At 69.0% G+C, this 26,240-nt stretch carries 27 protein-coding genes and 1 pseudogene; 11 read left to right on the plus strand and 17 right to left on the minus strand.

Features of this window, described 5'->3' with window-relative positions:
- Window positions 1-141: 141 nt before the first annotated feature.
- From ubiG to AC1DSO_RS03030, 3 genes are all read left to right on the plus strand, one after another.
- The gene (ubiG, locus tag AC1DSO_RS03020; RefSeq protein ID WP_477067433.1) at window positions 142-900 is read left to right on the plus strand and encodes a bifunctional 2-polyprenyl-6-hydroxyphenol methylase/3-demethylubiquinol 3-O-methyltransferase UbiG; all 759 of its coding nucleotides are present in this window, start codon (window positions 142-144) and stop codon (window positions 898-900) included.
- Between the two features lie 123 nt (window positions 901-1,023).
- On the plus strand, window positions 1,024-2,031 hold the full coding sequence (locus AC1DSO_RS03025; RefSeq protein WP_477067434.1) for a glycine zipper 2TM domain-containing protein: 1,008 nt from the start codon (window positions 1,024-1,026) through the stop codon (window positions 2,029-2,031).
- Window positions 2,032-2,159: 128 nt separating this feature from the next.
- A complete protein-coding gene (locus AC1DSO_RS03030; RefSeq protein WP_477067435.1) occupies window positions 2,160-2,456 on the plus strand; it encodes a glycine zipper 2TM domain-containing protein in 297 nt (98 codons plus the stop codon).
- Between the two features lie 139 nt (window positions 2,457-2,595).
- Here AC1DSO_RS03030 and AC1DSO_RS03035 read toward each other — a convergent pair whose 3' ends face one another.
- From AC1DSO_RS03035 to AC1DSO_RS03050, 4 genes are read right to left on the minus strand one after another with little or no spacing between them, the layout of a single operon-like run.
- Window positions 2,596-3,030, minus strand: a complete 435-nt coding sequence (locus tag AC1DSO_RS03035; protein ID WP_477067436.1) for a DUF1178 family protein — start codon at window positions 3,028-3,030, stop codon at window positions 2,596-2,598.
- A 33-nt stretch (window positions 3,031-3,063) separates the two neighbouring features.
- Window positions 3,064-3,888: a carbon-nitrogen hydrolase family protein gene (locus AC1DSO_RS03040; protein ID WP_477067437.1), complete on the minus strand. Its 825-nt coding sequence runs from the start codon at window positions 3,886-3,888 to the stop codon at window positions 3,064-3,066.
- Entirely contained in the window at window positions 3,885-4,139 is a 255-nt protein-coding gene (grxC, locus tag AC1DSO_RS03045; protein WP_477067438.1) for a glutaredoxin 3, read from the minus strand. The genes AC1DSO_RS03040 and grxC overlap by 4 nt, the downstream gene beginning before the upstream one ends.
- Before the next feature lie 26 nt (window positions 4,140-4,165).
- Entirely contained in the window at window positions 4,166-4,954 is a 789-nt protein-coding gene (locus AC1DSO_RS03050) for a ComF family protein (protein WP_477067439.1), read from the minus strand.
- On the opposite strand from AC1DSO_RS03050, the gene AC1DSO_RS03055 reads away from it, so the two are divergent.
- A complete protein-coding gene (locus AC1DSO_RS03055; protein WP_477067440.1) occupies window positions 4,953-5,867 on the plus strand; it encodes a methyltransferase domain-containing protein in 915 nt (304 codons plus the stop codon). The two genes, AC1DSO_RS03050 and AC1DSO_RS03055, sit on opposite strands and share 2 nt — an antisense overlap.
- Here the strand turns inward: AC1DSO_RS03055 and AC1DSO_RS03060 are convergent.
- From AC1DSO_RS03060 to mutT, 3 genes and pseudogenes are all read right to left on the minus strand, one after another.
- Window positions 5,868-6,038, minus strand: a pseudogene (locus tag AC1DSO_RS03060) (hypothetical protein); the annotation flags it as partial. It abuts the gene before it with no gap.
- Complete coding sequence (locus AC1DSO_RS03065; protein WP_477067441.1) at window positions 6,039-6,278, minus strand: Flp family type IVb pilin; 240 nt, start codon at window positions 6,276-6,278, stop codon at window positions 6,039-6,041.
- Window positions 6,194-6,598, minus strand: a complete 405-nt coding sequence (gene mutT / locus AC1DSO_RS03070; protein ID WP_477067442.1) for an 8-oxo-dGTP diphosphatase MutT — start codon at window positions 6,596-6,598, stop codon at window positions 6,194-6,196. Before mutT ends, AC1DSO_RS03065 begins: the two co-directional genes overlap by 85 nt.
- A gap of 148 nt (window positions 6,599-6,746) precedes the next feature.
- Here mutT and AC1DSO_RS03075 point away from each other — a divergent pair, with 148 nt between their 5' ends.
- The 4 genes from AC1DSO_RS03075 (at window position 6,747) to AC1DSO_RS03090 (ending at window position 11,535) form a co-directional block, all read left to right on the plus strand.
- Complete coding sequence (locus AC1DSO_RS03075; protein WP_477067443.1) at window positions 6,747-7,202, plus strand: VOC family protein; 456 nt, start codon at window positions 6,747-6,749, stop codon at window positions 7,200-7,202.
- A gap of 293 nt (window positions 7,203-7,495) precedes the next feature.
- On the plus strand, window positions 7,496-8,950 hold the full coding sequence (locus AC1DSO_RS03080) for a DEAD/DEAH box helicase (protein ID WP_477067444.1): 1,455 nt from the start codon (window positions 7,496-7,498) through the stop codon (window positions 8,948-8,950).
- Window positions 8,951-9,063: 113 nt separating this feature from the next.
- Window positions 9,064-11,367 carry a PAS domain-containing protein gene (locus AC1DSO_RS03085; RefSeq protein ID WP_477067445.1) on the plus strand — a complete coding sequence of 768 codons (2,304 nt, stop codon included), beginning with the start codon at window positions 9,064-9,066 and terminating at the stop codon, window positions 11,365-11,367.
- A gap of 30 nt (window positions 11,368-11,397) precedes the next feature.
- Window positions 11,398-11,535: a hypothetical protein gene (locus tag AC1DSO_RS03090; RefSeq protein WP_477067541.1), complete on the plus strand. Its 138-nt coding sequence runs from the start codon at window positions 11,398-11,400 to the stop codon at window positions 11,533-11,535.
- Here the strand turns inward: AC1DSO_RS03090 and AC1DSO_RS03095 are convergent.
- Both AC1DSO_RS03095 and AC1DSO_RS03100 read right to left on the minus strand, forming a co-directional pair.
- Window positions 11,532-13,091, minus strand: coding sequence for a hypothetical protein (locus AC1DSO_RS03095; protein WP_477067446.1), 1,560 nt, complete (start codon window positions 13,089-13,091; stop codon window positions 11,532-11,534). The genes AC1DSO_RS03090 and AC1DSO_RS03095 overlap by 4 nt on opposite strands.
- Window positions 13,088-13,858, minus strand: coding sequence for an ABC transporter ATP-binding protein (locus AC1DSO_RS03100; protein ID WP_477067447.1), 771 nt, complete (start codon window positions 13,856-13,858; stop codon window positions 13,088-13,090). Before AC1DSO_RS03100 ends, AC1DSO_RS03095 begins: the two co-directional genes overlap by 4 nt.
- Window positions 13,859-14,045: 187 nt before the next feature.
- On the opposite strand from AC1DSO_RS03100, the gene AC1DSO_RS03105 reads away from it, so the two are divergent.
- Both AC1DSO_RS03105 and AC1DSO_RS03110 read left to right on the plus strand, forming a co-directional pair.
- Window positions 14,046-14,225, plus strand: coding sequence for a hypothetical protein (locus AC1DSO_RS03105; RefSeq protein ID WP_477067448.1), 180 nt, complete (start codon window positions 14,046-14,048; stop codon window positions 14,223-14,225).
- Between the two features lie 68 nt (window positions 14,226-14,293).
- On the plus strand, window positions 14,294-14,764 hold the full coding sequence (locus AC1DSO_RS03110) for a hypothetical protein (protein ID WP_477067449.1): 471 nt from the start codon (window positions 14,294-14,296) through the stop codon (window positions 14,762-14,764).
- Between the two features lie 22 nt (window positions 14,765-14,786).
- Here the strand turns inward: AC1DSO_RS03110 and AC1DSO_RS03115 are convergent, their stop codons facing one another.
- The 4 genes from AC1DSO_RS03115 to AC1DSO_RS03130 all read right to left on the minus strand — a co-directional run bounded on the left by AC1DSO_RS03115 (window position 14,787) and on the right by AC1DSO_RS03130 (window position 18,575).
- The gene (locus AC1DSO_RS03115; protein WP_477067450.1) at window positions 14,787-15,311 is read right to left on the minus strand and encodes a hypothetical protein; all 525 of its coding nucleotides are present in this window, start codon (window positions 15,309-15,311) and stop codon (window positions 14,787-14,789) included.
- Between the two features lie 87 nt (window positions 15,312-15,398).
- Window positions 15,399-15,881, minus strand: a complete 483-nt coding sequence (locus AC1DSO_RS03120) for a hypothetical protein (RefSeq protein WP_047410226.1) — start codon at window positions 15,879-15,881, stop codon at window positions 15,399-15,401.
- Window positions 15,882-16,121: 240 nt separating this feature from the next.
- Window positions 16,122-17,597, minus strand: a complete 1,476-nt coding sequence (gene argJ / locus AC1DSO_RS03125) for a bifunctional glutamate N-acetyltransferase/amino-acid acetyltransferase ArgJ (protein ID WP_477067451.1) — start codon at window positions 17,595-17,597, stop codon at window positions 16,122-16,124.
- Window positions 17,598-17,606: 9 nt separating this feature from the next.
- Window positions 17,607-18,575 carry a peptidylprolyl isomerase gene (locus AC1DSO_RS03130; protein WP_477067452.1) on the minus strand — a complete coding sequence of 323 codons (969 nt, stop codon included), beginning with the start codon at window positions 18,573-18,575 and terminating at the stop codon, window positions 17,607-17,609.
- A gap of 400 nt (window positions 18,576-18,975) precedes the next feature.
- Between AC1DSO_RS03130 and secA the strand changes: the two genes are divergently transcribed.
- On the plus strand, window positions 18,976-21,741 hold the full coding sequence (gene secA, locus AC1DSO_RS03135) for a preprotein translocase subunit SecA (protein WP_477067453.1): 2,766 nt from the start codon (window positions 18,976-18,978) through the stop codon (window positions 21,739-21,741).
- Between the two features lie 73 nt (window positions 21,742-21,814).
- Here the strand turns inward: secA and AC1DSO_RS03140 are convergent, their stop codons facing one another.
- The 4 genes from AC1DSO_RS03140 to AC1DSO_RS03155 form a co-directional block, all read right to left on the minus strand.
- On the minus strand, window positions 21,815-23,314 hold the full coding sequence (locus AC1DSO_RS03140) for a serine hydrolase (RefSeq protein WP_477067454.1): 1,500 nt from the start codon (window positions 23,312-23,314) through the stop codon (window positions 21,815-21,817).
- Between the two features lie 448 nt (window positions 23,315-23,762).
- Entirely contained in the window at window positions 23,763-24,161 is a 399-nt protein-coding gene (locus tag AC1DSO_RS03145) for a RidA family protein (protein WP_477067455.1), read from the minus strand.
- 49 nt (window positions 24,162-24,210) lie between these two features.
- Window positions 24,211-24,837 (minus strand): YdeI/OmpD-associated family protein, encoded by a 627-nt coding sequence (locus AC1DSO_RS03150; RefSeq protein ID WP_477067456.1) that lies wholly within the window; start codon window positions 24,835-24,837, stop codon window positions 24,211-24,213.
- Window positions 24,812-26,230, minus strand: a complete 1,419-nt coding sequence (locus tag AC1DSO_RS03155) for an MFS transporter (RefSeq protein ID WP_477067542.1) — start codon at window positions 26,228-26,230, stop codon at window positions 24,812-24,814. The genes AC1DSO_RS03150 and AC1DSO_RS03155 overlap by 26 nt, the downstream gene beginning before the upstream one ends.
- Window positions 26,231-26,240 lie beyond the last annotated feature (10 nt).

The raw sequence follows: 26,240 nt of genomic DNA on the forward strand, positions 1-26,240 counted from the left end.
TCTTGCGCCCGCGCGGCCGGATCGCTCCCCCTCGCGCAAGCCCGCGCCTTCTAGCGGGGCGATCGCGCAACGGCAATGTCGCGGAGGTGTCTTTTTTCTCGGATCGTGGCGCGAAAAACTCCGCGTGGTAGAGGAAGGCTCATGACTCAAGCCGCTGCAGCAACGCCCTCCTGGAGCATCGACCCCGCCGACGTGGCGCGGTTCTCGGCCATCGCCGCCGAGTGGTGGGACCCGAAGGGCAAGTTCGCGCCGCTGCACGTGTTCAATCCCTGCCGCCTGGCCTTCATCCGCGAGCAGGCCCTGGCGCGGTTCGACCGCGACGGTTCGGCCCGCGCCCCGTTCGAGGGCCTGTCGCTGCTGGACATCGGCTGCGGCGGCGGGCTGCTCTCCGAGCCGATGGCCCGGCTGGGCTTCGACGTCACCGCGATCGACGCCTCGGAGAACAACATCAAGACCGCCGCCGCCCACGCGGCCGAGCAGGGTCTGGCCATCGGCTATCGCCCCGCCACCGCCGAACAGCTGCTGGCCGAGGGCGCGGGGCCGTTCGACGTGGTGCTGACCATGGAAGTCATCGAGCACGTCGCCGATCCGGGCGAGTTCCTGCGCACCTGCTCGCGGCTCGTAAAGCCCGGCGGGCTGATGATCGTCGCCACCCTGAACCGCACGCTGAAGGCTCTGGCCCTGGCCAAGATCGGGGCGGAATACGTGCTGCGCTGGGTGCCGCCGGGCACTCACGACTGGAAGCAGTTCCTCAAGCCCGAAGAGCTGCGCGCCTTCCTGGGCGGCGAGCCGGTCGAGGTCCACGGACCGTTCGGCGTCGCCTACAATCCGCTGACCGGCCGCTGGAGCCGCTCCAGCGATGTCGACATAAATTACATGATGACCGTCACCAGAGGTTGAAACGGTCAAGTTTCGGGAACTTCGGTCCACGGCGGGCTTTGACTCCGCAGGGACATGAACCCGGATTGGCGACCCGGTATCGGGGGTCGGCCGTCGATCCGTTCTAGAGGGAACGGAGACACCATGACTTCCAAGGCCTTGGCCGCGATATTGGCCACCACGATGGCGTGTGGCGCGATCGCGCCCGCCCTCGCCCAGGATTCAGCGTATCAGCGCAGCCTGCGAAACTACGACGCCCAGCGCGGCAACTACTATGAGCAGGTCGGCGAGTATCAGAACCGCCAGGCGGCCTATGAGCGTGACCGCGCCAACTACATCCGCGCCCGCGACGACTACGACCGCCGGTACGGCCTCGGCGCCTATGACCGTCGCTATCCCACCTATGCCGACCGTTACCGCGTGGCCCAGTATCGCGACAGCACCGCCTACTATGCCGAGCAGGCCGAGTTCGAGCGCGGCCGGGCCAGCTACGAGCGGGCCCGCTACGACTACGACCGCCGCAACGGCGAAGGCGCCTATGACCGCCGCCACCCCGACGAGGCCGACCGCTTCCGCGTCAGCGGCGTCAGCCATGCCAGCGGCTACGACGCCAATCGCGATCAGTGGGATCGCGACCGCGAGCGCTATCTGCGGACTCGCGACGACTATGACCGCCGTCGCGGCGTCGGCGCCTACGACCGCCGGCATCCGGGCGAAGGCGCCCGCTTCGCCGCGCCCTATGCCGGCGCCTACAGCGTCGACACCAGCGCCAACGTCAACTACCCGAACGACTGTCGCCAAGACGCCAAGCGCAACGCCACGGTCGGCGGGGTGATCGGGGCCCTGGCCGGCGCGGCCCTCGGCTCGAACGTCGCGGCCCGCAACGCCCGTCCGGAAGGCACGGTGCTGGGGGCCCTGGTCGGCGCCGGCGTCGGCGCGGCGGTCGGCAACGCCTCGGCCAAGTGCGACACGCGCGGCAACTACTGGAGCTATGAGCAGACCGAGCCCTATCGCTACAGCGACGGCCGCTTCGCCTCGGCCAGCGAACGCTGCCGCCTGGCCCCGGCCCCGACCGACTACAACGGGCGGGTCGAGACGCGCTATGTCCGGGTCTGCCCCGACGCCGACGGCCGCTATCGCCTCGAAGGCTGATTTTGGCCACGAACGAACCGTAGGCGGTCAAGCTTGACGGTCGGCTGGTCGACTTTCTGGCAACCGGCCGTCAGCTTGGGCGTTTACGTCCCGAGGGATCTTAACCAAGAAACTACCGGAGAGCCGCCATGCGCGCCCGCCTGAAAGCCATCGTTCTGGCCACCGTTGTCGGTTTCACCGTCAGCTCCGTGGCCGTCACCGCCGCCGACGCCCAGTCGCGTCGCGGCACCCGCGTCCTGGTCTGCAACAAGTCCAAGGCCAAGAACGGCGCCGTCATCGGCGCCCTCGGCGGCGCCCTGCTGGGCAACACCATCGCCGGTCACGGCAACAAGACCGAAGGCACGCTGCTCGGCGCCGGCGTCGGCGGCGTGGCCGGCCACCAGATCGGCAAGAACAAGAAGAAGTGCCACTACGAGTACCGCTAGTCGGTAACGGGTAGCGCTTTCTCGGAAGCTTAAGAGGGCGGCGGATGCAGGTCCGCCGCCCTTTTTCGTGTGTGGGGGGCTTTCTAACTTCCCTCTCTCTGAGAGAGAGGGAATTGGCGGATCCGCCACGGGTCTCGTCTCAGTTCACATCCGTCTTCTTCGGCGCCGCGGGCGGTAGCGGCGCCACGCGGACGCCGTCCTCGACCAGGGCCTTGACCTCGGCGGGCGAGGCTTCGCCGTAAATGCCGCGTTCCTCGGACTTGCCCTCGTGGATGGCGCGGGCCTCCTTGGCGAAGGCGTCGCCGACATTGTCGAAGTTCTCCTCGACGTGCCGGCGCACCTCGCCCATGGCCGTCATCATCATCTCGCGCATGTTCGGATCCATGGCCGACGCCGCGCGCTGGGCCTTCGTGCCCGCCACGGCGGGGGCCATGATCTGCTTGGAGACGTCCGTCGAGCCGCAGACCGGGCACGCGATCAGGCCCCGCTGGACCTGGTCGTCATAGTCCGCCGACGCGCCGAACCAACCCTCGAATTCGTGGGCCGCATCGCACTGAAGCGCGTACTTGATCATGGTCTTTAAATGGTGGACTTCACGTTGTGAGCTTCATGGCCCGACGAAAGGCCGGGCGTTCTGGAGGACCGGGATCGCCGCCCGCGCCGAGACGGCGGCGGGCAGGTCTAGATCGGCCATCAACACGCCGGGCTCGTCGTGGTCAAGTTTTCCAAGCACCTGGCCCCACGGCCCGATGGCGATCGTGCGTCCCCAGGTGCCGCGGCCGTCCTCGTGGAAGCCGCCCTGAGCGGCGGCGATCACGAACGAGCCCGTCTCGATGGCCCGGGCGCGCAGCAACACATCCCAGTGCGCCTCGCCGGTCGGCCGGGTGAAGGCGGCCGGAACCGTCAGCACCGTGGCGCCGGCCAGGGCCAGGGCCCGGTGCAGGGCCGGAAAGCGCATGTCGTAGCAGATGGTCAGGCCGAAGATCGCCAGCGGCGTCTCCACCACCACCGCCCGCTCGCCCGGCGTATAGGTCGCCGACTCCCGCGCGGTCTCACCCGTCGGGAGATCCACGTCGAACATGTGCAGCTTGTCGTAGGTCGCGACGATCGCCCCGGTCGGATCGATCACCGCCTGGCGGTTGGCGGCTTTTCCATCCTCGCGCCGCACCAGGGCCGAGCCGATGTCGATCCAGGTCCCGGTCTCGGCCGCGATGGCGCGCAGGCCCTGGACCACCAGATCGTCCTCCAGCGCCGTCAGGGTCGGTAGCAGTTTGGACCGGTCCTTCTGGACGACGTTGGTGCACTCGGGGGTCAGCACGAACTGGGCGCCCTCTCCGATCGCCTGGCGAACCAGGGGCGCGACATGCGCCAGCGCCGCGGCGTGGGTCGCGGGCGTGCGGGTCTGAACGAGGCCGACGCGAAGGGGGCTCATGCGGCGAGAAGATCGTCCAGCTTGCCCTCGCGCTCCAGGGCCATCATGTCGTCGCAGCCGCCGATGTGCTGGTCGCCGACGAAGATCTGCGGGAAGGTCGCGCGGCCCGAGCGGTCCATCATTTCCTGGCGCAGCTTGGGGTCCATGCCGGCCTCGACCTCGGTGAAATCGGCGCCCTTGTCGCTCAGCAAGGCGACGGCGCGGGCGCAGTAGCCGCAGAAGGGACGGGTGTAGATGGTGACGTGGGCCATGTTCCGACTCGTGGACGTGTGCGTCCTCATATAGGACGCGCCTGCATTTCTGTAACGCGCGCGACGACGGATAGCGTCACTTGCGCCGCCCCGGCCGCCAACAATGCTCGCGCGCATCCCTCGGCCGTCGCGCCCGTGGTCAACACGTCATCAACGAGAACGATCCGTCGCCCGGCCACCTGGGCCCGCCGCGCCTCGGGGACCACGAAGGCCGCCGCCACGTTGCGCCGCCGGCCCGAGGCCGACTTGCCGCCCTGGCTGGCGGTGTCGCGCTGGCGGGCCAGGACGTCGGGCAGGTAGGCCAGCCCCGCCATCCGGGCCAGCGGCCGGGCGATCTCGGCGGCCTGGTTGTAGCGCCGGCGCAGCAGGCGGGCGCGGTGGACCGGGACGGGGACCACGGCGTCGCCCTCGGCCAACAGCTCGGCGCAGGCCCGCGACAGCCAGCGGGCGAACAGGCCGGCCAGGTCGGTGCGATCGGCGTGCTTCAGCTTCAGGACCAGCTCGCGCGAGTGTTCGTCATAGACGCAGGCGGCCCGCGCCCGCTGGAAGGCCCTCGGCCTAGCCTGGCAGGCGGGGCAGCGCTCCAGGGCGGCGTCGGCATAGGGCATGGCCAGGCCGCAGCCGTCGCAGACCGGGTCGTCGAGAAAGGTCAGCTTCGAAAAAGCCGACGCGGTCAGCCCGCCGCTCAGCGCCGCCTGCCCGTCCAGGCTGGACGGCGGCAACAGCAGGTCCAGCAGCCCTCTTCCCCAATCTCGCAAAAGGGGATGCGGCTTGGCTTTCCATGTCGGTTCGGAATCGCCATGTTCCGCGCCCATGACCGCCTCGCCCCTTCTGTTCGACCGCGCCCTGCACCGCGCCCGCCTCGACCGCGCCGCGCCCGCCTTCGCGTCCGCCGACTTCTTGAAGGCGCGGGCGGCCCAGGACCTGGTCATGCGGCTGGAGACGATCCTGCGACGCTTTCCGGTCTCCGTCGACCTCGGCGCGAGAAACGGTCATTTTTTCAAGGCCTTGGGCGACAGCGACGCCCGCGCCAACATCGACACCTTGATCGAGACCGACCTCTCGGCGCGGATGCTGGCCGGCCGCGACACGCCGCGCGTCGTCGCCGACGAGGAGCGCCTGCCATTCGGCGACGCGACCCTGGACCTGGTGGTCTCGACCCTGTCGCTGCACTGGACCAACGACCTGGTCGGCGCCCTGATCCAGATCCGCCGCGCCCTGCGGCCCGACGGCCTGTTCCTGGGCGCGATCTTCGGCGGAGCGACCCTGACGGAACTCCGCCAATGCCTGCTGGCGGCCGAGGCCGAGCTCCTGGGCGGCGCCTCGATGCGGGTCTCGCCGTTCGCCGACGCCATCGACGCGGCGGGCCTGCTGCAGCGGGCCGGCTTCGCCCTGCCCGTCGCCGACGTCGACCGGGTCAAGGTCCGCTACGCCCACCCGATCAAGCTGATGCAGGATCTGCGGGCCATGGGCGAGACCAGCGTGCTGCTGGACCGCTCGCGCAAGCCGTTGCCGCGCAAGGTGCTGTTCCGGGCGATGGAGCTTTATGTCGAGCGCTTCGCCGAGGCCGACGGCCGCGTGCCGGCGACGTTCGAGATCGTCTCGGTGACCGGCTGGGCGCCGCACGACAGCCAGCAGAAGCCGCTGCGGCCGGGCTCGGCGAAGATGCGGCTGGCCGACGCGCTGGGCGTCAAGGAGCAGCCGGCGGGGGATAAACCTACGCCATGATCCCTCTCCCCTTGCGGGAGAGGGTGGGCCGCGAAGCGGGTCGGGTGAGGGGTTGAAGACAGAAACCGCTGCGACCGCGACAACCGCCGCCCACTAGGCTGACAGGCCTATCAACCCCTCATCCGTCAGCTTCGCTGACACCTTCTCCCGCAAGGGGAGAAGGAAGAGGATTTAGCTGCCCGCGATGGCCGTCGAGGCCTTGTCGAACATCTTGCTCATATTGCCGCTGAGGGCCGACATCCCGCCGACGATGACCAGGGCGATCAGCGCGACCAGGACGCCCAGTTCGACGGCGGTGGCGCCGCGTTCGTCACGCCAGAAGGCCTTCAGAGCAGGTCGCGCAGCCAGGCGACCAGAGGCACGTCGGCCGGCGGCATCGGATAGTCCGCGAGTTTGTCGGGCTTCACCCATGCCAGCGCCTCGTGCTCCTTGCGCGTCACCTGACCGTCCCAGCGACGCAGCAGATACAGTGGCATCAGGAGGTGAAAAGACTCGTAACCGTGCGAGGCGAACACGAACGGGGCCAGGCAGGCCTGGGCGACGGTGATCCCCAGCTCCTCGTGGAGCTCGCGGATCAGGCATTCCTCCGGCGTCTCGCCCGGCTCGACCTTGCCGCCCGGAAACTCCCACAGGCCGGCCAATTGCTTGCCCTCGGGGCGCTGGCAGATCAGCACCCGCCCATCGACATCGATCAGGGCGGCGGCGGCGACGAGGACGGTCGGCTTGGTCATGGATGCGGGTGTCGCGGGGTTTTCCGCCGTTGGCAACGCCGATCGCCGATGAAATTTCCCCGCGCCCCGGCTGGCGGCTTCAAAACGCGGCCCGCCCCTGTAGTGTCGCCCCTTCTTTGACGCCCTCACCCGGGACACGACCGAAATCATGACCAGAAGCAAACTGCTCCGCATGGACAATATCGGCATCGTCGTGGAGTCCCTCGACGACGCCATCGCGTTCTTCACCGAGCTTGGCCTGACGTTCGAGGGGCGGGCCATGGTCGAAGGCGAATGGGCCGGACGGATCACGGGGCTGGGCGACCAACGCGTCGAGATCGCCATGATGGTCACGCCCGACGGCCACAGCCGCCTCGAGCTGTCGCGGTTTCTCGCCCCGTCGGTCGTCGCCGATCACCGCAACGCCCCGGTGAACGCGCTCGGCTATCTGCGCGCCATGTTCACGGTGAGCGACCTCGACGAAACCCTCGCCAGGCTCAGCAAGCACGGCGCCCGGCTGGTCGGGGAAGTGGTTCAGTACGAGGACGTGTATCGGCTGTGCTACGTCCGCGGCCCCGAGGGCGTTCTGGTCGGACTGGCCGAACCGCTCGGCGGCGATCGCTAGCGGCGGCGTCCGAACAGGCCTCGCAAGGGTGCGGCGGATTGGCCGCTCCGGGCATGCTGCGCCGCGATCCTTGACTTTCGCAGCGCAATAACCGATATCGGCCTCGCGCCCCCTTGGCGCTATCGGTGCTCCAGCCGCGTGAGGGTCCGTTTCGGACCAGCCTGTCGAGCGCCCTGAAGAGCTTCTCATTAGAGAGCCCGTGCACGCGGGGCGCTCCTCCGACCGACTAGCCGAGGGGCCAGCCGTGCGAGGACGCATGGGCTGCATTCGGCGCATGATTAAGACAAACACACGTGACTCAATTTTCTGACCTTGGCCTGGCCAAGCCGCTGCTGAAAGCCCTTGCCGAGAAGGGCTACAAGGAGCCGACGCCGATCCAGGCCCAGGCCATCCCGGTCGTCCTGCAAGGCAAGGACCTGCTGGGCATCGCCCAGACGGGCACCGGCAAGACCGCCGCCTTCGCCCTGCCCATCCTGCAACGCCTGGCCGAGAACCGCATGCCGGCCCCGCGCCGCGGCTTCCGCTGCCTGGTGCTGTCGCCGACCCGCGAACTGGCCACCCAGATCGCCGACAACTTCAAGGCCTACGCCGTCCACATGGGCCTGTCGGTCCACACGATCTATGGCGGCGTTAAGTACGGCCCGCAGATGAAGGCCCTGGCGGGCGGCATCGACGTGCTGGTCGCCACTCCCGGCCGTCTGATGGACCACATGGCCGAGAAGTCGGCCAGCGTCTCTGGTGTCGAGATCTTCGTCCTCGACGAAGCCGACCAGATGCTGGACCTGGGCTTCGTGGTGCCGATCCGCAAGATCGCCGCCCAGATGTCCAAGAACCGCCAGAACCTGTTCTTCTCGGCCACCATGCCGACCGAGATCGGCAAGCTGGCCGGCGAGCTGCTGAAGGATCCGGTCCAGGTCTCGGTCGCCCCGCAGGCCACCACGGTCGAGCGCATCGACCAGCGCGTGCTGTTCATCGAGGCCCAGCGCAAGCGTCCGCTGCTGGCCGAGCTGTTCGCCGACAGCAACTTCAGCCGCACCATCGTCTTCACCCGCACCAAGCGCGGCGCCGACCGGGTGGCCAAGTATCTGAACGCCGCCGGCATCGAGGCCGCCTCGATCCACGGCGACAAGACCCAGGGCCAGCGCGAACGCGCCCTCGCCGCCTTCAAGGCCGGTGAGATGCGGGCCATGGTCGCCACCGACATCGCCGCGCGCGGCATCGACGTCAACGACGTCAGCCACGTGATCAACTACGAGCTGCCCAACGTGCCGGAGGCCTATGTCCACCGGATCGGCCGCACCGCCCGCAAGGGCAAGGACGGCATCGCCATCAGCTTCTGCGCCGATGACGAACGCAGCCTGCTGAAGGACATCCAGAAGGCCACCCGCCAGGTGATCCCGACCTTCGACCGCCGCAACGACAAGAACCTCGCCGCCGCGGCGGCCGTGGCCGACAAGCTGTCGCCGCCCGAGAAATACGTCGATCCGCGCGCGGCCGATCCGCGCAACAACGTCCCGTCCGAGCTGCGCCGCAATCGCGGCCGGAACCGCAATGGCGCCGGCGGCGGCAATGGCGGCGGCGGCGGCGGTGGTCGCTCGGCCGGCGGGCAATCGGCCCAGGGCAAGGGTCCGCAGCGTCAAGGTCGTGGTCCTGGCCAGGGTCAAAAGCCCGGCGGCGCCCGGAACGATGCCCGAGGCCCGAAGCGTGACGCCGCCCCGGCAGAGAAGCGCTGGTCGCCGATCGAGTAAACAGACACGATTACAATAGGTTGTAAAAACGGGGCGACGAAAGTCGCCCCGTTCGTTTAGGTGCGTCCTTTCGTTACAACGCAGCTTGTGTCCGCTTGGTCTATGGGTTCACCATGACCTGGGCCGGTCCGATGATCGGATGGGGGACCAATGCGATGGGCGACGGCAAGCACCGCGCCACGCCTGTACTGACTCGCGTCGCCGGCGGCGAGATGGCCGAGCGCGTGCGAGCGTTCGACTGGTCAGCGACGCCGCTGGGTCCGATCGAGTCCTGGTCGCCGGCCCTGCGGCTGGCCACCGACATGATCCTGGCCACCAATTTCCCGATGGCGCTGCGCTGGGGGCCCGAGCTGGTCCTGATCTACAACGACGCCTACGCCCCGGCCCTCGACGTGGGTCATCCCCAGGCGCTGGGCGTGCTGCTCAAGGACACCGCCCCCGACTTCGAGACCTCGATCCGCTCGTTGCACGAGGACATCCTCAGCGGCGCCAGCGGCGGCTTCGCGTTCGAGAAGCTGCCTCTGTGGGTGAGCCGGAACGGGGTCCCGGAAAAGGGCTATTTCACCGTCAGCTACAGCCCAGTGCCCGACACGACGGCGGCCAACGGGATCGGCGGGGTGCTGGTCACCGCCGTCGAGATCTCACGCTCGGTCCAGGCCGAGAAGACCCTGCGCAGCGCCCAGGAGCGCTACGCCCTGGCCCGCGAGGTCGCCGGGGTCGGCGCCTGGGAGTGGGACATCAAGGCCAACAAGGTCTATGCCGACGCCCGCTACGCCGAGCTGCACAACGTCTCGCCCGAGTTCGCCTCGGCCGGCCTGCCCATCGACAGCTTCACCCCCGCCGTCCATCCCGAAGACCGCGACCGCGTCCGTGACGTCGCCTTGAAGGCCGCCAGCGAAGGCGGCGACTTCTCGGAGGAATACCGCCTGGTCCAGGCTAACGGCTCGGTGCGCTGGGTCCTCACCCGGGGCCACGCCTATCTGGACGCCGACGGCCGGCCGTCCCGCAACACCGGCGTCATCGTCGACATCACCGAGCGCAAGCGGGTCGAGGCCGAACTGGCGTCCGCGCGCATGGACCTGGACCTCGCCGCCCAGGCCGCCGGCATGGGTCGCTGGGACCACAAGCCCTATCTGAACCAGCGGTACTGGGACGCCCGCGCGCGCGCCATCTTCGGCCTGCCGCCGGACGAGGCGTCGTCGCAGGAGACCTTCGAGCGGCTGTTGCATCCCGACGACCTGCCGAAGGTCCGCGCGGCGGTGGCGGCGGCGACCGACCCCGCGGGCCCGGGCATGATCAATCTCGAATACCGCATCCATCGCGGCGGCGACGGGGCCCTGCGCTGGGTCGAGGTGTTCGGCCGGGCGTTCTTCGACAGCGAGCGCGTGATCCGCTTCGTCGGCGTGGTCTCGGACGTCACCGAGCGGCGCGAGGCCATCGACCGGCTGCTTCGCCAGGAAGAGACCCTGCGCCTGGCCATCGACGCGGCCGACGTCGGCACCTGGGACCTCAATATCGACACCGGCGCGCTGGTCTGGTCGGAGCGCTGCTACGCCATGTTCGGCATCAAGCCGGGCGAGCCGCTCACCGTCGAGTCGTTCCTGGCCCGCGTCCATCCCAGCGACGAGGCCAAGGTCCGCGACGCCATGCGCCAGGCCTTGGATCCGGCCGTGCGCGCCGACTACACCGTCGAGTTCCGCAGCATCGGCCGCGACGACCACGTCGAGCGCTGGGTGAACGTGAAGGGCAAGGTGTTCTTCGGCGCCGACGACAAGCCGCACCGCTTCGTCGGCGCCGTGGTCAATATCACCGACCGCAAGCGGGCCGAGCTGCACCTGCGGCTGCTGGTCAACGAGCTGAACCACCGCGTCAAGAACAGCCTGGCCACCATCCAGGCCATCGCCGCCCAGAGCTTCAACGGCGCCCGGGCGCTCGACCAGGCCCAGGAGGCGTTCTCCAGCCGCATCGTCGCCCTGGCCGAGGCCCACGACCTCTTGACCCGCGAGAACTGGGAAGGCGCCGAGCTGCACGACGTCACCGCTCTGGTGGCCGAGCCGCATGGCGGCCACGCGCGGTTCGACCTCTCGGGCCCGGCCATCCGCCTGTCGCCGAAGACGGCGCTGTCGCTGTCGATGGCCCTGCACGAACTGGCCACCAACGCGGTCAAGTACGGAGCCCTGTCGACCTCCGACGGCCGCATCCGGATCGCCTGGGACTACTGCCCCGAACCCGACGCGGCGCGGCTGGACCTGGTCTGGACCGAAACCGGCGGCCCGCCGGTCCAGCCGCCCACGGCCCGCGGCTTCGGCTCGCGCCTGATCGAGCGCGGCCTGGCGGCGGAACTGTCAGGCTCGGCGACGATCGAGTTCCTGCCTGGAGGGGTGGTGTGCCGGATCCGGGCGCTGCTGGAGGCTTGAGCGCGTTCAGCCTGAAGCTTCAACAAGCAAATATCACCGTGTCATCCCGGCCGCAGCGAAGCGGAGAGCCGGGACCCAGGGGCAACCGCACTGCGCCGACCCCTGGGTCCCGGACAGCCTCTGCGAGGCTTCCGGGATGACACGGGGTTTGTGCTGAAGAGGAACTAGTTCGCGCTCACCGCCGCCGCCCTAAGCGCCGCCGCGATCTGTTCGTCCGTCCTGCGCAGGGCCATCATCAGCGCGCCGGCCACGATCAGCGGGATCGCCGCCCAGACCAGCTGACCGGCCACCGCCAGGGCCGTCGCCCCGCCGATCAGGGCGGCGATCAGGATCTCGGCCAGGGCCGCGAAGAACGAGCCGCCGCGCCGGCGCCGGAAGTCGGCCCGCTTGCCGGGCTTCTGCCGCCAGACATTGATCAGCCCGGCGCTCAAGGCGGTCAGGGCGGCGCCGATCGCGGTCCACAGGCCGGCCAGCGGCGCCGACCAGGCCAAGACCGCGATCGGGACAGCCAGCAGCACGGCCACCGGAACCAGCGCCGCCGTCAGCTTGGCGCGGTTCAGCACCGCCATCGGGGTCGGCGAGATCGCCAGCAGGTCGGGGGTGTCCTCGGCCGAGACGGTGATCCAGGCCAGGCTGCCGGCGACCTGGCCGGCCAGGAAGGTCACGGCCGCCGCCGGCGCGGCCAGGGCCCAGGCCGGCAGGTGCGCGGCGCTGCGGGCCAGCACCAGCGCCAGCGGAACCATGTACAGCACCCGCAGCAGCACCTGCGACAGCAGGGCCGCGTCGCGGCTGATCAGCCGCAGCTCCTTGCGGACCGTGGCCTGGAATGCGCCAGCGGCGAAGGCTTTGGTGGGGCCTTTCGCGCCCTTGCGGGTCTCGGCCCCTTGGGTGGCGGCGGCCGCGTCGGCGAAGCGGCGGCCCAGGGTCTGGGCGGCGAACAGGAAGATCCCCGCCCCGACCACGACCAGCACCAGCAGCGGCAAGGGCTCGCCCAGGGCGGCGCGCAGCGGCAGGTCGGCGAACGGCGGCGGCTTGAGGCGGCCGTCGCGGGCGTCCAGGGCGATGCGGGCGAACAGGCTCTCGCTGGCCCGCTCGCCCATCAGGTTGCGGTACTGGCTGGCCAGGAAGAAGGCCGCGCCGATCAGGGCCGCCATGACCTGGGCCACGGTGCGGGTGCGGCGGGGGCCGATCAGGGCGAACAGAGCCATGGCCAGCAGCAGGCCGACACCCGAGGCCGCCAGGGCCAGGGCGGCGAGAGTCACATAGACGCCCAGCCAGGCCGGGTGGCCCAGCACGATCGATGGGGTCAGCAGCAGCACGGCCGGGAGCAGGAACCAGAGCCCGGCGTTGACCGCCAAGCCCAGGGCTCGCACGAACAGCACCTTGCGCGGCGCCAGCGGCGAGGAGAACAGCAGATCGAGGTCGTTCCGCTCGTAGAGGGCGTCGGCCGACGCCGCCAGGGTCGTCGACAGCATCAGGGTGACGATCACCGCCAGCGCCAGGTCGGCGATGATCACCGACAGCGGGTTCACCGGCACGTCGAAGTCCCGCAGGCCCAGACCCATGAAGACCCCGCCGACCAGGATCATGCCGCCGATCAGCGCGAAGGCGATAACGCTTCCCGGGCCGCTGGTCTTGCGGCCGGCCTTGAAGCCGCGCCAGGCTAGGCGCAGCTCGTGGCTCAGCAGCCAAGGCGTGCTGGCCGGCTTGAACGGCAGGCTCACGATGTAGCGCCCATCGGGACCGCCGCCACGGGATGGGCCTCGGTCGTCAGCTGCAGGAAGACGTCTTCCAGGGTCTGGCCGCTGGCCTCGCCCGCCTTGCCGCGCAGTTCGTCCAGCGTGCCCTCGGCCAGCAGGCGGCCGCCGGCGATGATGCCGATGCGATCGGCCATGCGCTCGGCCACCTCGAGAATATGGGTGGTCAGGATCACCGTGCCGCCCGCGTCGACCCTAGCCTGCAGCATGTCCTTGACCAGGCGCGCGGCGGCGGCGTCCAGGCCGGTCAGCGGCTCGTCCAGGATCAAGAGCTTGGGGTCGTGGATCAGCGCCCCGGCCAGGGCGACCTTCTGCTTCATGCCGCGCGAGAAGCCCTCGCACCGCCGCCGCGCCTCGTCGGCCAGGCCCAGGGTGGAGAGCAGGTCCTCGGCCTTGGCCTTGGCGGCCTTGGGCTCGATGCTCCAGAGGCCGGCGACGAACTCCAGATATTCCAGCGGCGTCAGCTTGTCGTAGATCATCGCCTCGTCCGGGGCCCAGGCCACCAGGGCCTTGGCCGCCGCCGGCTCCTTGCGGGCGTCGACGCCGAAGATCGCCACCTCGCCCTTGTCGGGCTGGGTCAGGCCGGCGACCATCCGCAAGGTGGTGGTCTTGCCCGCGCCGTTGGGCCCCAGCAGGGCGTAGAGCTCGCCGGCGTGGACCGTCAGGTCGAGGTCGGACACCGCGGGCTTGGCGAACGTCTTGCTCAACCCGCGAACGATCAAGGCTTCCGTCAAGTTGGCCGTCCCCCAGACGCTGTTATGCCGGAGATGTGAGCCTGATGTGGTGGCGGAGGCAAGGGCGCGGGCGAGCGATAGTCCCTCCGGCCGCGCCGCGGCGCTGGGTCAACTTGATCTTTCGCCGTGCGAGAGACATCTATTGTTCCGAGACGCGGCGCTTTGGCGCGTTCGGCCCAGAGGTCACATGGCCACCAACTTTCTCGCGGACAAGACCCCTCAGCCAGCGAAGCAGGCCAAGGCGGAGACCCCGAAGGAAACGCACAGCGAGCGGCTGGTGCGGGCGGCCCGGCGCGCCGACGAGGTCACCGGCCCCGACCTCGGCAAGATGTCCCGCGAGGAGCGGCGCAAGCTGCTGTTCGGCTAGCCTCTCGGGAGGGGGCGCTGACCAATCGACTTAAACGGCCTCGGATCGAGCCGAAGACGAAGGTTGTCGTGCGCGCGCCGAGTTTCCGTGACCATTCGCGCAGGGTTGTCGTCGGTTCGGTCTACGACGACGACTTCAACGAGATCGTCGAGCAGATCTCGGCCGGAACACGCCTGCAGGAGCGATTTTACCGGGCGGGGATCGATGACGACCATGACGCGCTCCTGGAGCAAGAGGGCGTCATCCACCTGCATCTGGGCGGCAAGAATTCCGACGTGCTGCTGTTTCTCGTGCAGTATCCCGATCGGGTCGTCCTGCTCGAGATAAACACTCACAAGCACTTCAAGACAGACCCGGTGGGGTCGATCCTGCGATCTCTGCATGAGCAGTATCTTGTGCGGACGGCCCACGAAGCGCTCGCGGAAGCGGGGAAGGCCGTCGAACAGGCGGCCAAGGCGAATGCGGACAAGCTGGCCGCCGCGAAAGAAAAGCTGAAGGTCCAAGCGCTTTCCAGACGGCGCCGCGCGGACGAGGGGTGACCGGCGACGCCTGATCGCCCCCTCAGAACTTGGTCTTGCAGCCCTGCCGCAGGTGCACGCCGCGCAGGAAGCCTCGCCGCGCCAGGCCGGCGTCGACCGCCGCGTTCATCCGCCGGTCGGCCGGAGCGGCGCCGGTGACTTCGCGGACCAGGCCCCGGAACGGGATGATGCTGTTGACGATGGTCTTGCCGCCGGCCTCGGCCAGCTTGCCGGCCCGGTTTTCCTTGTACTCGTTGCCGATCACGTAGTCGGCGCCCAGCACGGCGTTCAGGTCGGCGACCTCGGTGGCCAGGGCCTTGCACGACTTAAGCCCCTGCAGGCTGTAGGGGTCGTCATAGGCCTTCGCCAGGATCGGCGGGATCTCGCGCTTGGACATGCCGACATCGCGGACCGGTTGCGAGCCGATTTCAGTGGCCTTCTTCTTGGCCTCGCCCCAGCGGCCGCCGGGTTCGTCCGGCGTGGCGGGCGGCTTGACCTGGGCCTGGGCGCCGGAGGCCAGCAACAGGGCGACCAAGGCGCCCATCATCACGGATCGCTTCACAGACATCACAACGCCCTCCACCCAGGTCGACACCGCTCAGGAACGGCAGGCTAGACAAGCGGTTCCCCTTGCGCGGCAAGGGTTCGCGCGAGCTTAGTTCGGCGGGGTCGCCGCTTCCAGGTCGAACGCGGCGTCGAAGGCGTCTTCGCCCGGCACCGTCCCGGCCAGCGCCGCCAGGAACAGGTCCTCCAGCGCGTCCCAGACGAAGGTCAGCTGCTCCAGCACCGCCGGCACGCGCGCGGCCTCGAAGCCCGGATAGAGGTCCTCGACCAGCCACAGGCCGGTCTCGGCGTCATAGCCGAAGCGGCAGCCGATCAGGCGGAACTGGGCGTGGGCGATGGTCTCGAACAGGGCCGTCAGGTCGCGGGCCTCGGCCAGGTCCTCGGGGGCCATCACCAGGCAGCGCACCTGCAGCCAGCCGTGGTCGGGCAGCAGGTAGAAGGCGCCCTCCTCCTCGTCCTCGCCCGAGACCTCCAGGCCCCGGTCGATGGCCTCGACGATGTAGCCTTCGGCGCGGCAGGCGGCGGCGAGCTCGGCCAGGACGGCGGCTTCTTGATCGGGGGTGGGGTCGGCCATGAGGGGGCTCCGGGAGGTCGTACGAAGGGGGTTCTAGCACGTGCGCGATCAGCTGATGCACCGATAGCGCTCTCCTTCTCCCCTTGCGGGAGAAGGTGGCGCGGAGCGCCGGATGAGGGGTCGATAGGTATGTCGGCTTGGCGCCCGGAGCTGCCGTGGGTCGCGGTGGCGGCGTTCTTCGACCCCTCACCCGACCGCCTCCGGCGGCCACCCTCTCCCGCAAGGGGAGAGGGAGAACAGCTAGCTCCGATAGTCCCCGTTGATCGCCACGTATTGCTTGGTCAGGTCGCAGGTCCAGACCGTGGCCGAGCCCTTGCCGACGCCGACGTCGACGCTGACCTCGAATTCCTGGTTCTTAACGTAGGCGCTCATCTTGGCCTCGTCGTATTCGGGCGAGATCAGGCCGTCGCGGGCGGCGTAGAGGTCGCCGAACTTGACGCTGATGCGCTCGCGGGCCACCGGCTCGTCGGCGCGGCCCACGGCCATGACGATGCGGCCCCAGTTGGCGTCCTCGCCGGCGAAGGCGGTCTTGACCAGCGGACTCTCGGCGATGGTGCGGGCGATCTTGCGGGCGCTGGCCGGGCTTTCGGCCCCGTTGACGGTGATCTTGACGAACTTGGTCGCGCCCTCGCCGTCACGCACCAGCTGAAGGGCCAGGTCCAGCAGCACGTGCTCCAGCTTGTCGCGGAAGTCGGCCAGGCGCTTGTCGCCGGGACGGCTGATGCGGGGCGCGCCCGACTGGCCGGTGGCGAACAGCAGCAGGGTGTCGTTGGTCGAGCGGTCGCCGTCCACCGTCACGCAGTTGAAGGTCGTGCGGGTATAGAGGCTGACCAGGGTCTGCAGCGCCGCCGGGGCGATGGCCGCGTCGGTGGCCACGAAGGCCAGCATGGTCGCCATGTCGGGCGCGATCATGCCCGAGCCCTTGGCGATGCCGGCGATCTTGACTTCGACCCCGTCGATCAGCGCCGTGGCGTAAGATCCCTTGGGGAAGGTGTCGGTGGTCATGATCGCCCGGCCGGCCTGGGCCCAGGCGTCGGCGGTCAGGCGGGTCTCCACCTCGGGCAGGCGGGCGGTGATCTTGCTGTCGTCCAGGATCACGCCGATGACGCCGGTCGAGGCCATCATCACGTCGCGCTGGCGGCAGTCCAGGCGCTTGCCCACGGCCGTGGCCACGCGGCGCACCGCGTCGGCGCCCGGCTTGCCGGTGAAGCTGTTGGCGCAGCCGGCGTTGACCACCAGGGCCCGCACGTCCGCTCCGCCGGTGGCGGCCAGCTGGCGCTTGCACCAGTCGACCGGGGCCGAGCCGACGCCGTGGCGGGTGAAGACACCCGCCGCCGAGGTGCCCTCGGCGAAGCGCATCAGCAGCAGGTCCTCGCGCTCGTGCTTGTAGAAGCCGGCGCGGCCGGTGGCGATCTCGACGCCGGGGATCGGCGGGATCAGCGGAAACGGCACGGCCAGCGGCGAGATGGCCAGACCCGGCTTGCCGGCGCCGGTCGCGGCGGGCTTGGCGGGGGCCGGGCTGGAAACATCCTCGCCGGCCGACTTCTGGGCGCGGCGCAGGCCGGCGCGCTTCAGGGCCGAGGTCAGCGGGTCGACCAGGGCCCGCTCGATGGCGGCGCCGGCGCGCTCGACGGGATTGGGCGCGGCCGGATTGGACGCGATCTCGGGAGCCTTCGCGGCCGTCTTCTTGCCGGAGGCTTTGGGAGTCTTGGTCATGAGCCGCTCTTACTTCTTGGCGGGTTGGGCGGGAGGCGGAGCCGCGGCGGGCGCGGCGGCCGGGGGTTCCGGCGGGGCCGAGGCCGGCTCCTGGGCGGCCGCGCCGGGCGCGTCCTGGGTCTTGCCGATCAGCATCTCGACCTTGGCCGAGCCGCGCAGCTTCTCGAGGATGTCGCGCACCTGGTCATAGGTCAGGAAGCGCACGATCTGCGGCCGGGCGGCCTCCAGGGTGATGGGCTCCTCGGTGCGCTTGTCCTCGACCTTGACGATGACCCAGCCGCCCTCGGCCGAGAACGGGCCGACCAGGGCGCCCTTGGCGGCGTCCTTCAGGGCTGCGCCATAGGGCTCGGGCATCACGTCCAGGGTGAAATAGCCCAGGTCGCCGCCGTTGAAGCGGGTAGCCTGGTCGGTCGAGCGCTCCATGGCCAGGGCGTCGAACGAGGCGCCGGAGGCCAGCAGCTTCTTGACGCTCTCGGCCTCGGCCTGGGTGCCGACGATGATCTGGCGGGCGCGGATCTCTTCCGAGCGCTTCGAAAGCTTCTGCTGCTCGGCATAGAGCTTGCGGATGGCGTCCTCGGTGACGGCCTTCTCGACCACGCCCTCGACCAGCATGTCGCCCAGGATGCGTTCGCGGGCGGCGGCCAGGCGGCGCTGGGCCACCGGCTCCTTGTCCAGCTTGCGCTTGGAGGCCTCGGAGGCCAGCAGCTTCTGGTCGATGACCTCGTCGAGGCGCTGGCGGAAGACCTCGCTGGAGACGTCCAGCGGCTCGCCCTCGCTAATCAGGCCCTGGGCCACGGCCTCGCGCTTGACGTCCGACGCCCAGATCACCTGGCCGTTGACGCGGGCCACGGCGGTGTCGCCCGGCTCCGGCGGTTTCTCGGCGACCTTATTCTGGCCGCACGCCGCCAGCAGAAGCGCGCAGGTGATGGCGCTGATCACGCCCAGGGCGCGAAAGGTCTCGAGTGTCTTCAAGGCCAAGGTCTCCGGCTTTGCTACGAAGCGCTCTAGCGCGGTTTATCGCCGAGTGGAAACGGCTTCACACCGCGAAAAGGGTCGCCGCGCCGATCGAGCCGAGGCGAGGCCACCCTGGTCGAACGCGACCGGCCCAGTTTCGGTACACGGCGTTCGAAGAAAAGACCATGCGCCAAGCCGTCGGCGAAAGCTTACGAAACCTGTGTCCGCGCGTCCGCGGTCAGCGCTTAAGCCTTATTCCACGAGGGGTCTTCGCGTTGACACCAAGATGACCGGTGCTTAAGTCTCCGGCCGCACGGGCGCCGGAAGTTTCCGGTGATCCGTCGCGGCTTCATCTACCGTAGTCGAGGCCCCACAGCCTTAGCGCCGGCCTCCTCGTCAAACCGTCCTACCGGATCCCCTCTTCATGCTTGGTTTCGCCAAAAAGCTCTTCGGCTCTTCCAACGAACGCAAGGTCAAGACCCTGGCCGCGCGGGTGGCCAAGATCAACGCCTACGAAGCTGAGTACGCGGCGCTCTCCGACGACGCACTGAAGGGCAAGACCGCCGAGTTCAAGGCGCGCCTGGAAAAGGGCGAGACGCTCGACGACCTTCTGCACGAAGCCTTCGCCGTGGTGCGCGAGGCCGGCAAGCGCGTGCTGGGCATGCGCCACTTCGACGTCCAGATGGTCGGCGGCATGGTGCTGCACTTCTCGGGCATCTCGGAAATGCGCACGGGTGAAGGCAAGACCCTGGTCGCCACCTTGCCGACCTATCTGAACGCCCTGGAAGGCAAGGGCGTCCACGTCATCACCGTCAACGACTACCTGGCCCGCCGCGACGCCGACTGGATGGGCCAGATCTACACCTTCCTGGGCCTGACCTATGGCGTGATCGTCAACGGCCTCAGCCAAGGCGAGCGTCAGCGCGCGTACCGCAGCGACATCACCTACGGCACCAACAACGAATTCGGTTTCGACTATCTGCGCGACAACCTCGTCTACAGCGTCGAGGAGATGGTCCAGCGCGGCCACAACTTCGTCATCGTCGACGAAGTGGACTCGATCCTGATCGACGAAGCCCGCACGCCGCTGATCATCTCGGGCCCGACCGAGGACCGCAGCAGCTTCTACAAGACGATCGACGTGCTGGTGAAACAGCTGATCGAGGACAAGACCACCTACGATCACGACGAGAAGCAGAAGCAGGTCATCCTCACCGAGGACGGCCAGGAGAAGATCGAAGAGATCCTGATGTCGGGCGGCCACCTGGCCGAGGACTCCGCGGGCCTCTACGACGCGGCCAACGTCTCGGTCGTGCACCACGTCAACCAGGCCCTGCGCGCCAACGTCCTGTACACGCGCGACAAGGACTACATCGTCAAGAGCGGCGAAATCATCCTGATCGATGAGTTCACCGGCCGCATGATGACCGGCCGCCGCCTGTCGGAAGGCCTGCACCAGGCCATCGAGGCCAAGGAAGGCGTCGACGTCCAGCCCGAGAACCAGACCCTGGCCTCGGTGACGATCCAGAACTACTTCCGCCTCTACAAGAAGCTGTCGGGCATGACCGGCACGGCGTCGACGGAAGCCCAGGAATTCGACGACATCTACAAGATGAGCGTCTCGGAAATTCCGACCAACCGGCCGGTCCAGCGCATCGACGACGACGACGAGGTCTATCGCACCGAGCGCGAGAAGAACGAGGCCATCCTCAAGCAGATCTCCGAATGCCACGTGCGCGGCCAGCCGATCCTGGTCGGCACCGTCTCGATCGAGAAGTCGGAAGAACTGTCCAAGCTGCTGTCCAGCTACGCGTTCGAGAACGAGGGCAAGAAGCAGAAGGGCATCCCGCACCAGGTGCTGAACGCCCGCTTCCACGAGCAGGAAGCCCTGATCGTCGCCGACGCCGGCGTGCCGGGCGCGGTGACCATCGCCACCAACATGGCCGGCCGCGGCACCGACATCCAGCTGGGCGGCAACATCGACATGCGCATGCTGACCTGGCGTCAGCAGCAGAAGGGCATGGGCCTCGAGGTCACGCCCGAGGATGAGGCCGAGGAGCGCACCCGCATCGAGGCCGAGATCGCCGGCGCCAAGGAAAAGGCCCTCTCGGCCGGCGGCCTGTTCGTGCTGGGCACCGAGCGCCACGAAAGCCGCCGCATCGACAACCAGCTGCGCGGCCGCACCGGCCGTCAGGGCGACCCGGGTCGCAGCAAGTTCTTCCTGTCGTGCGAGGACGACCTGCTCCGCATCTTCGCCGGCGAGCGCCTGGACGCGATCATGCGCACCTTCGGCGTCCAGGAAGGCGAGGCGATCACCCACAAGTGGCTGAACAACGCCATCGCCACCGCCCAGAAGCGCGTCGAGCAGCGCAACTACGAGATCCGCAAAAACCTCCTGAAGTACGACGACGTCGTCAACGACCAGCGCAAGGCCGTGTTCGAGCAGCGCCAGGAGTTCATGGAAAGCGACGACCTCTCGGACATCATCGCCGAGATGCGTCACGACACGATCGACGACCTGATCGCCCGCCACCTGCCGCCCAAGGCCTATGCCGAGCAGTGGGACATCGAGGGCCTGAAGGAACGCGTCCAGTCGATCCTGGGCCTGGACCTGCCGATCGAGGCGTGGGCGGCCGAGGAAGGCATCGCCGACGAAGAGATCCGCGACCGCCTGACCAAGGCGGCCGACGACTACGCCGCCCAGCGCGAGGAGATCATCACGCCCGAGCAGATGCGCTCGGTCGAGAAGAACTTCCTGCTGCAGATGATCGATCTGCAGTGGCGCGAGCACCTGATGCACCTGGACCACCTGCGCAACGTCATCGGCCTGCGCGGCTATGGCCAGCGCGATCCGCTGAACGAGTACAAGACCGAGGCCTTCTCGCTGTTCGAGAAGCTGCTGGGCGACCTGCGCACCAACACCACCCGCTGGCTGATGACGGTCGAGATCGCCTATGCCGAGCCGGAAGTCCCGCACACGCCGGAGGGCCTGATCGAGGTCCACCTCGATCCGCTGACCGGCGAGAACGCCGCCGTCGCCGGCGCCATTCCCGACGGCCTGTCGCCCCAGCAGCGCGAGGCCCTGCCGGTCGCGGCCCTGCCGGACGGCTGGGACCGCACCAACCGCAACAGCCCCTGCCCCTGCGGCTCGGGCAAGAAGTTCAAGCAGTGCCACGGCTCGCTGGTGTGAGGCTTGGCTAAGCTTTGAGTTTGGAACGCCCGCCCTGGGAGACCGGGGCGGGCGTTTTCGTTTCCGCTCCGGCCTATTTCGCGGCCGAGATCTTGGCGATCATCTTCTCGGCGTTGTCGTTGGCCGGGTTGAGCGCCAGCGACCGGCGGTACGCCTCGATGGCCTGGGCCTTGTCGCCCGTGGCCGCCAGCGACTCGGCATAGCTGTCGTGGGCGTTCCAACTGTCGGGATGCTGGGCGACATTGTAGCCGAACAGCGCCTTGGCTTCCGCCGGACGTGACGCGAACAGCAGGCGGTAGCCCCAGGCGTTGATGCCATCCTCGGTGAGGTGAAGCTCGGGAAAGCGGCGACGCACGTCGGCGACGGACGCGCTTACGTCGGCGTAGCGGCTCTGTTCGAGCGCGGCTTCCAGCGCCGCCAACCCGCGAGGCCGGCCAAACAGCTTGTCGTGGGCCAGGCCGGCGAGCGACTGCAGCGCGCTTTCCAGTCTCCCCCGATTGGCCAGCAGGACGATGCCGTAATCCTGGCCTGGAAAAAATTCGCAATGGCTGGAAAAGCCGAAGGTGCCGCCGCTGTGGCGCAGATAGACCTGGCTGTCGGCGGTCTTGGCGATCACCCAGTGGAAGCCGACCGCGCCAGTGTCGGGCGAGCCCCAGGCCGGCTGGTGGGTCAGGGCGACGGCGGGATCGCGCGCGGCCAGTTGAGCGGCCAGGTAGCGCGCCATGTCCGCCGCCGAATAGCGCAACCCGCCCGCCGCCCGAACCACGGGCGCGGTGAGCGCCGGCGTCGCGGGGCCGCTGGGATCGTAGCCTAGCGCGACCAGGGCGGGATCGGGCGCGGCGACGCCCGAGCTCATGCCCAGCGGTCGTTCGATATATTGAGCCAGCAGCGCCTCGTAGGGGCGGCCGTAGAGGCGTTCGAGCACAATCCCGGTCAGTTGCGAGGCGACGTTGGAGTGGCGCGGAGCCGTACCCGGCGTGTCGACCAGGCTGGCGGTGCGCAGGTCGGCCATCAGCGTCTGGGCGGTATAGCCCTCGAGAAGCTTGGCGGCGATGAACGGGATCTGCTCGGGCTTGGCGTCGCCGATCGCCTGGCGCCAGTCGGGCAGGTTGTCGGGCAGGGCCGAGGTGGTGTCGACCAGGTCGATCAGCCGCACGGGACGATCGCCGCGCACAAGGTTGTCATAGCCCGACGGCAGGTAGCGGCGCACGTCGTCGGACGCGGCCGCGCGGCCCTCCAGGATCGCGTGGGCCAGCAGCAGGCCGGTGAACGTCTTCGAGATCGAGCCGACCTCGTAGATGCTGCGCTCGGTCGCCGGCGTGGGGCCGCCGCGCGCGATCAGCCCGGCGTTATAGAAGCGCGTGTGTCCGCCCCGCACGACCGCGGCGGAGACGCCGTCGGCGCGGCCCGCCTGCACGAAATCAGCGACGAGCGACCCGATCGGATCCGCCGCCCCGGCCGCGTTGGCCGCACCCGAAAGCGCCAGCGGAAGCGCCGGCGCCAGGGCCAGAAGCTCGCGTCGCGCCATGCCCCGCGAACGCGGCGTGGCGGGCTTCCCGGCCGTTGTTTCCATTGACGATGATCCGCTGCTGAGGTTTCCGGATCGCCAGGAACAGCCAAGCGGCGCCTTGCGTTGCCGTTCAGCCTAGGCGCGACGTGGTCCAGCAAAAAGTGACATCCCGTTCACGTCCGTGGACTCCGAGCAGACTCGAGGCATGTTTTTGGGAGGGCGGCGATCCAGACCGTGGTCGACCCTGAGCGGACGTTCGCGCCGTCCGATTCCCTCTCTCTAAGAGAGAGGGAGGGGCCCACGCCGCAGGCGTGGGAGGGTGAGAGGTTACACCCTCTCAGAACGAAGCCCTGACGAAACGCGCGACAGACAGGCCCAGGATTCACCGGCTAGCGGTGAAACCACTCACCCTCCCACCGCTTCGCGGCGGGCCCCTCCCTCTCTCTATGAGAGAGGGATTTTGGATGTCCGCCATCCCACCCTAGTCGGTCGTTCGCCGCCCCGTCGCGCCCTAGCCATCCACGACCGCGAACGCATCGACCTCGATCAGATAGCCCGGAGAAAGGGCGGCGACGCCGACGACGACGTCGGCGGGCTTGTGATCGCCGAACAGCACGACTCGAGCCTCTTCGATCACCGCCAGGTGACGGTCGCGCTCGTAGCCGACAACGTAGATCGTGATCCTGGCCACGTGTTCGGGGCCGGCCCCGGCGGCCGCGAGGGCGCGACCAAGATTGCTGAACACCTGGCGTGCTTGAGCCGCCAGATCACCGGGACCCACGAGTTTCCCGTCGACGCCTTCCGGTTCCTGGCCCGCGACGAAGATGAGCTTGCTCCCCCTTGCGACGACGACCTGGGTATAGGTCGTCGGGGTCGGTAGATCGGGTGGGTTGATAAGCTCCAGGGTCATCTCTTCTCTCTCCTTATGACGGCTTCGATGGTCCGCTGTTGGCGTCCGTCTATCGCTCCAGAGCGCCCTTGCCCGCGATGATCTTGCCGCGGAACTTCTCGATCCGCGCCAGGCGGGTCGCCGATTGCTTGGCCTGGTTCAGGGCGAACAGGTAGCTCTTCTGGCGTCCCGGCGTCAGCGCGTGGAAGGCCTCGGCCAGTTCGGGGTCGGCGTCCAAAGCCTCGATCAGTTCGTCCGGCATGTCGATCTCGCGGTCGACCTTCGCGGGCTTGGTCCCCGCTTCGGCGTGATCCATCAACTGCCGCAGATAGGCCCGGATCACCGACTGCATCTCGCCCACCTGCCCGGTCGCGGTGAAGCGGATCATGCCCGGCGTCTGGCTATTGGGGCCTGGCGGCTCCAACACCCCCTCGCTGTCGACCAGCAGGCCCGGGTTCATGAAGCTGAGCCGGAAGTCGCTCCGAAACGCGCCGAAGATCGCGATATTGCGCCCGGCGTGCATGTAGCACGGGTGTGCCCATTTCACCGTTTCCTCCAAGCCGAGGTCCAGGCAGATCCGGCGCAGGGCGTTCAACCCGTCGATCCACGGCCGGGTCGAGCAGTCCGCCGTCGCGAACCGGGCGCACCGGCCGCAGCCTTTGCTGAAGAAGTCATCGGGATTGGTGATCATCGCCATGAGTCGCCCTCTGCCGCGCGCTGCCTGTCTTACTTCCGCTTTCGCGCGTCGGCGACTGCCGGTGCAGGACGATCGCCGCCCCCGCCAGCAGCACCGCCGCGCTGACCGCCGACACGCGCAGCCCCGTCACCCCGTCGGCCGCCGCCAGCGCGCCGAAGATCGCCACCCCCGCCGCGCCGCCGACCTGGCGGCAGGCATTGAGGGTTCCCGAGGCCGCGCCCGCCTCGTGGCGATCGACGCTGGCCAGCAGGCCGCTGGTCAGGGCCGGGATCGCCAGGCCCATGCCGCCGGGGATCAGGGCGAAGCCGGGCAGCATGTCCGCCATCGTGCTCCCCGCGCCCAGCCGCGCGGTCAGGGCGTAGCCGCAGGCGGCGACCAGCACCCCGCCGGCCGTCACCGTCCGCGCGCCGAACCGGGCGACCAGGCCGCCGCTCAGCAGGTTCGAGACGATGAAGGTCGCGGTCAGCGGCAGGAAGGCCAGGCCCGCTCGAGACGGGCTCCAATGCAGGGTCCGCAGCATGTAGAGGCCCAGCACGAAGATCAGGCCGTAATAGGTGAAGTTGAGCGCCGAACCGACCGCGACCGCCGTCCAGGCCGGCCGCCGGCGGAAGACGCTCAGCGGCATGGCCGGGTGCTGGGCTTGCCGCTCGAACAGCACGAAGAGCGCCGCAAGGGCCAAACCCGCCACCAAGGCTGCCAACGGCGCTCCAGACCAACCCCGATGCCCGCCCTCGATCAGTCCGCCGACCAGCAGCGAGACCGCCGCCACGGCCAGGATCTGTCCGGGGATGTCGAACGGGACCTTCGGCTTGGGCGGGGTCGGCGGGGCGACGGCCAAGGTCAGCACCGCGCCGAGCGCGCAGACCGGCAGGTTGACGAAGAACACCCAGCGCCAGCCCAGGGTCTCGACCAGCAGGCCGCCCAGCACCGGGCCGGCGGCGATCGACACCCCGCCGGCGGCAGTCCACCAGCCGACGGCCGAGGCGCGCTTTCTGTCGTCGCCGTGAGCGGCGTGGGCGATCAGGGCCAGGGACGGGGGGATCAGCAACGCGCCCGCCGCCCCCTGGGCCGCGCGGGCCAGGATCAGGGCCAACGGGCTCGCCGCGAAGCCGCAGGCCGCCGAGGTCAAGCCGAACAGCACCAGGCCCGCCACGAACGCCCGGCGCGGTCCGACCCGGTCGCCGATCGCCCCCGCCGACAGCAGCATCGCCGCCAGGGCCAGGATATAGGCGTCGACCACCCATTGCAGCTGGGCGGTCGGGGCGTGGAACGCGCCGCCGATGGCGTCCAGCGCCACATTGACGATGGTCACGTCCAGCTGGGTGACGAAGAAGCCGAAACTGGCGGCGGCCGTGATCCACGGCAGGCGGGCGGGAGAGGTGGCGGTGCTCATGCCGCGGGTG

The organism is Caulobacter sp. P4_E5, assembly GCF_056401555.1.

Excerpts from the sequence above, each read along its gene's own strand:
- AC1DSO_RS03035 (WP_477067436.1), bottom strand. The coding sequence starts at position 3,030 with ATGATCAAGTACGCGCTTCAGTGCGATGCGGCCCACGAATTCGAGGGT.
- AC1DSO_RS03120 (WP_047410226.1), bottom strand. The coding sequence starts at position 15,881 with ATGGCCGACCCCACCCCCGATCAAGAAGCCGCCGTCCTGGCCGAGCTC.
- mutT (WP_477067442.1), bottom strand. The coding sequence starts at position 6,598 with ATGACCAAGCCGACCGTCCTCGTCGCCGCCGCCGCCCTGATCGATGTC.
- AC1DSO_RS03105 (WP_477067448.1), top strand. The coding sequence starts at position 14,046 with ATGGCCACCAACTTTCTCGCGGACAAGACCCCTCAGCCAGCGAAGCAG.
- AC1DSO_RS03025 (WP_477067434.1), top strand. The coding sequence starts at position 1,024 with ATGACTTCCAAGGCCTTGGCCGCGATATTGGCCACCACGATGGCGTGT.
- AC1DSO_RS03085 (WP_477067445.1), top strand. The coding sequence starts at position 9,064 with ATGACCTGGGCCGGTCCGATGATCGGATGGGGGACCAATGCGATGGGC.
- AC1DSO_RS03150 (WP_477067456.1), bottom strand. The coding sequence starts at position 24,837 with ATGGCGATGATCACCAATCCCGATGACTTCTTCAGCAAAGGCTGCGGC.
- argJ (WP_477067451.1), bottom strand. The coding sequence starts at position 17,597 with ATGACCAAGACTCCCAAAGCCTCCGGCAAGAAGACGGCCGCGAAGGCT.
- AC1DSO_RS03055 (WP_477067440.1), top strand. The coding sequence starts at position 4,953 with ATGACCGCCTCGCCCCTTCTGTTCGACCGCGCCCTGCACCGCGCCCGC.
- grxC (WP_477067438.1), bottom strand. The coding sequence starts at position 4,139 with ATGGCCCACGTCACCATCTACACCCGTCCCTTCTGCGGCTACTGCGCC.
- AC1DSO_RS03115 (WP_477067450.1), bottom strand. The coding sequence starts at position 15,311 with ATGTCTGTGAAGCGATCCGTGATGATGGGCGCCTTGGTCGCCCTGTTG.
- AC1DSO_RS03050 (WP_477067439.1), bottom strand. The coding sequence starts at position 4,954 with ATGGGCGCGGAACATGGCGATTCCGAACCGACATGGAAAGCCAAGCCG.
- AC1DSO_RS03065 (WP_477067441.1), bottom strand. The coding sequence starts at position 6,278 with ATGGGTGAAGCCCGACAAACTCGCGGACTATCCGATGCCGCCGGCCGA.
- AC1DSO_RS03140 (WP_477067454.1), bottom strand. The coding sequence starts at position 23,314 with ATGGAAACAACGGCCGGGAAGCCCGCCACGCCGCGTTCGCGGGGCATG.
- AC1DSO_RS03030 (WP_477067435.1), top strand. The coding sequence starts at position 2,160 with ATGCGCGCCCGCCTGAAAGCCATCGTTCTGGCCACCGTTGTCGGTTTC.
- AC1DSO_RS03040 (WP_477067437.1), bottom strand. The coding sequence starts at position 3,888 with ATGAGCCCCCTTCGCGTCGGCCTCGTTCAGACCCGCACGCCCGCGACC.
- secA (WP_477067453.1), top strand. The coding sequence starts at position 18,976 with ATGCTTGGTTTCGCCAAAAAGCTCTTCGGCTCTTCCAACGAACGCAAG.
- AC1DSO_RS03155 (WP_477067542.1), bottom strand. The coding sequence starts at position 26,230 with ATGAGCACCGCCACCTCTCCCGCCCGCCTGCCGTGGATCACGGCCGCC.
- AC1DSO_RS03075 (WP_477067443.1), top strand. The coding sequence starts at position 6,747 with ATGACCAGAAGCAAACTGCTCCGCATGGACAATATCGGCATCGTCGTG.
- AC1DSO_RS03145 (WP_477067455.1), bottom strand. The coding sequence starts at position 24,161 with ATGACCCTGGAGCTTATCAACCCACCCGATCTACCGACCCCGACGACC.
- ubiG (WP_477067433.1), top strand. The coding sequence starts at position 142 with ATGACTCAAGCCGCTGCAGCAACGCCCTCCTGGAGCATCGACCCCGCC.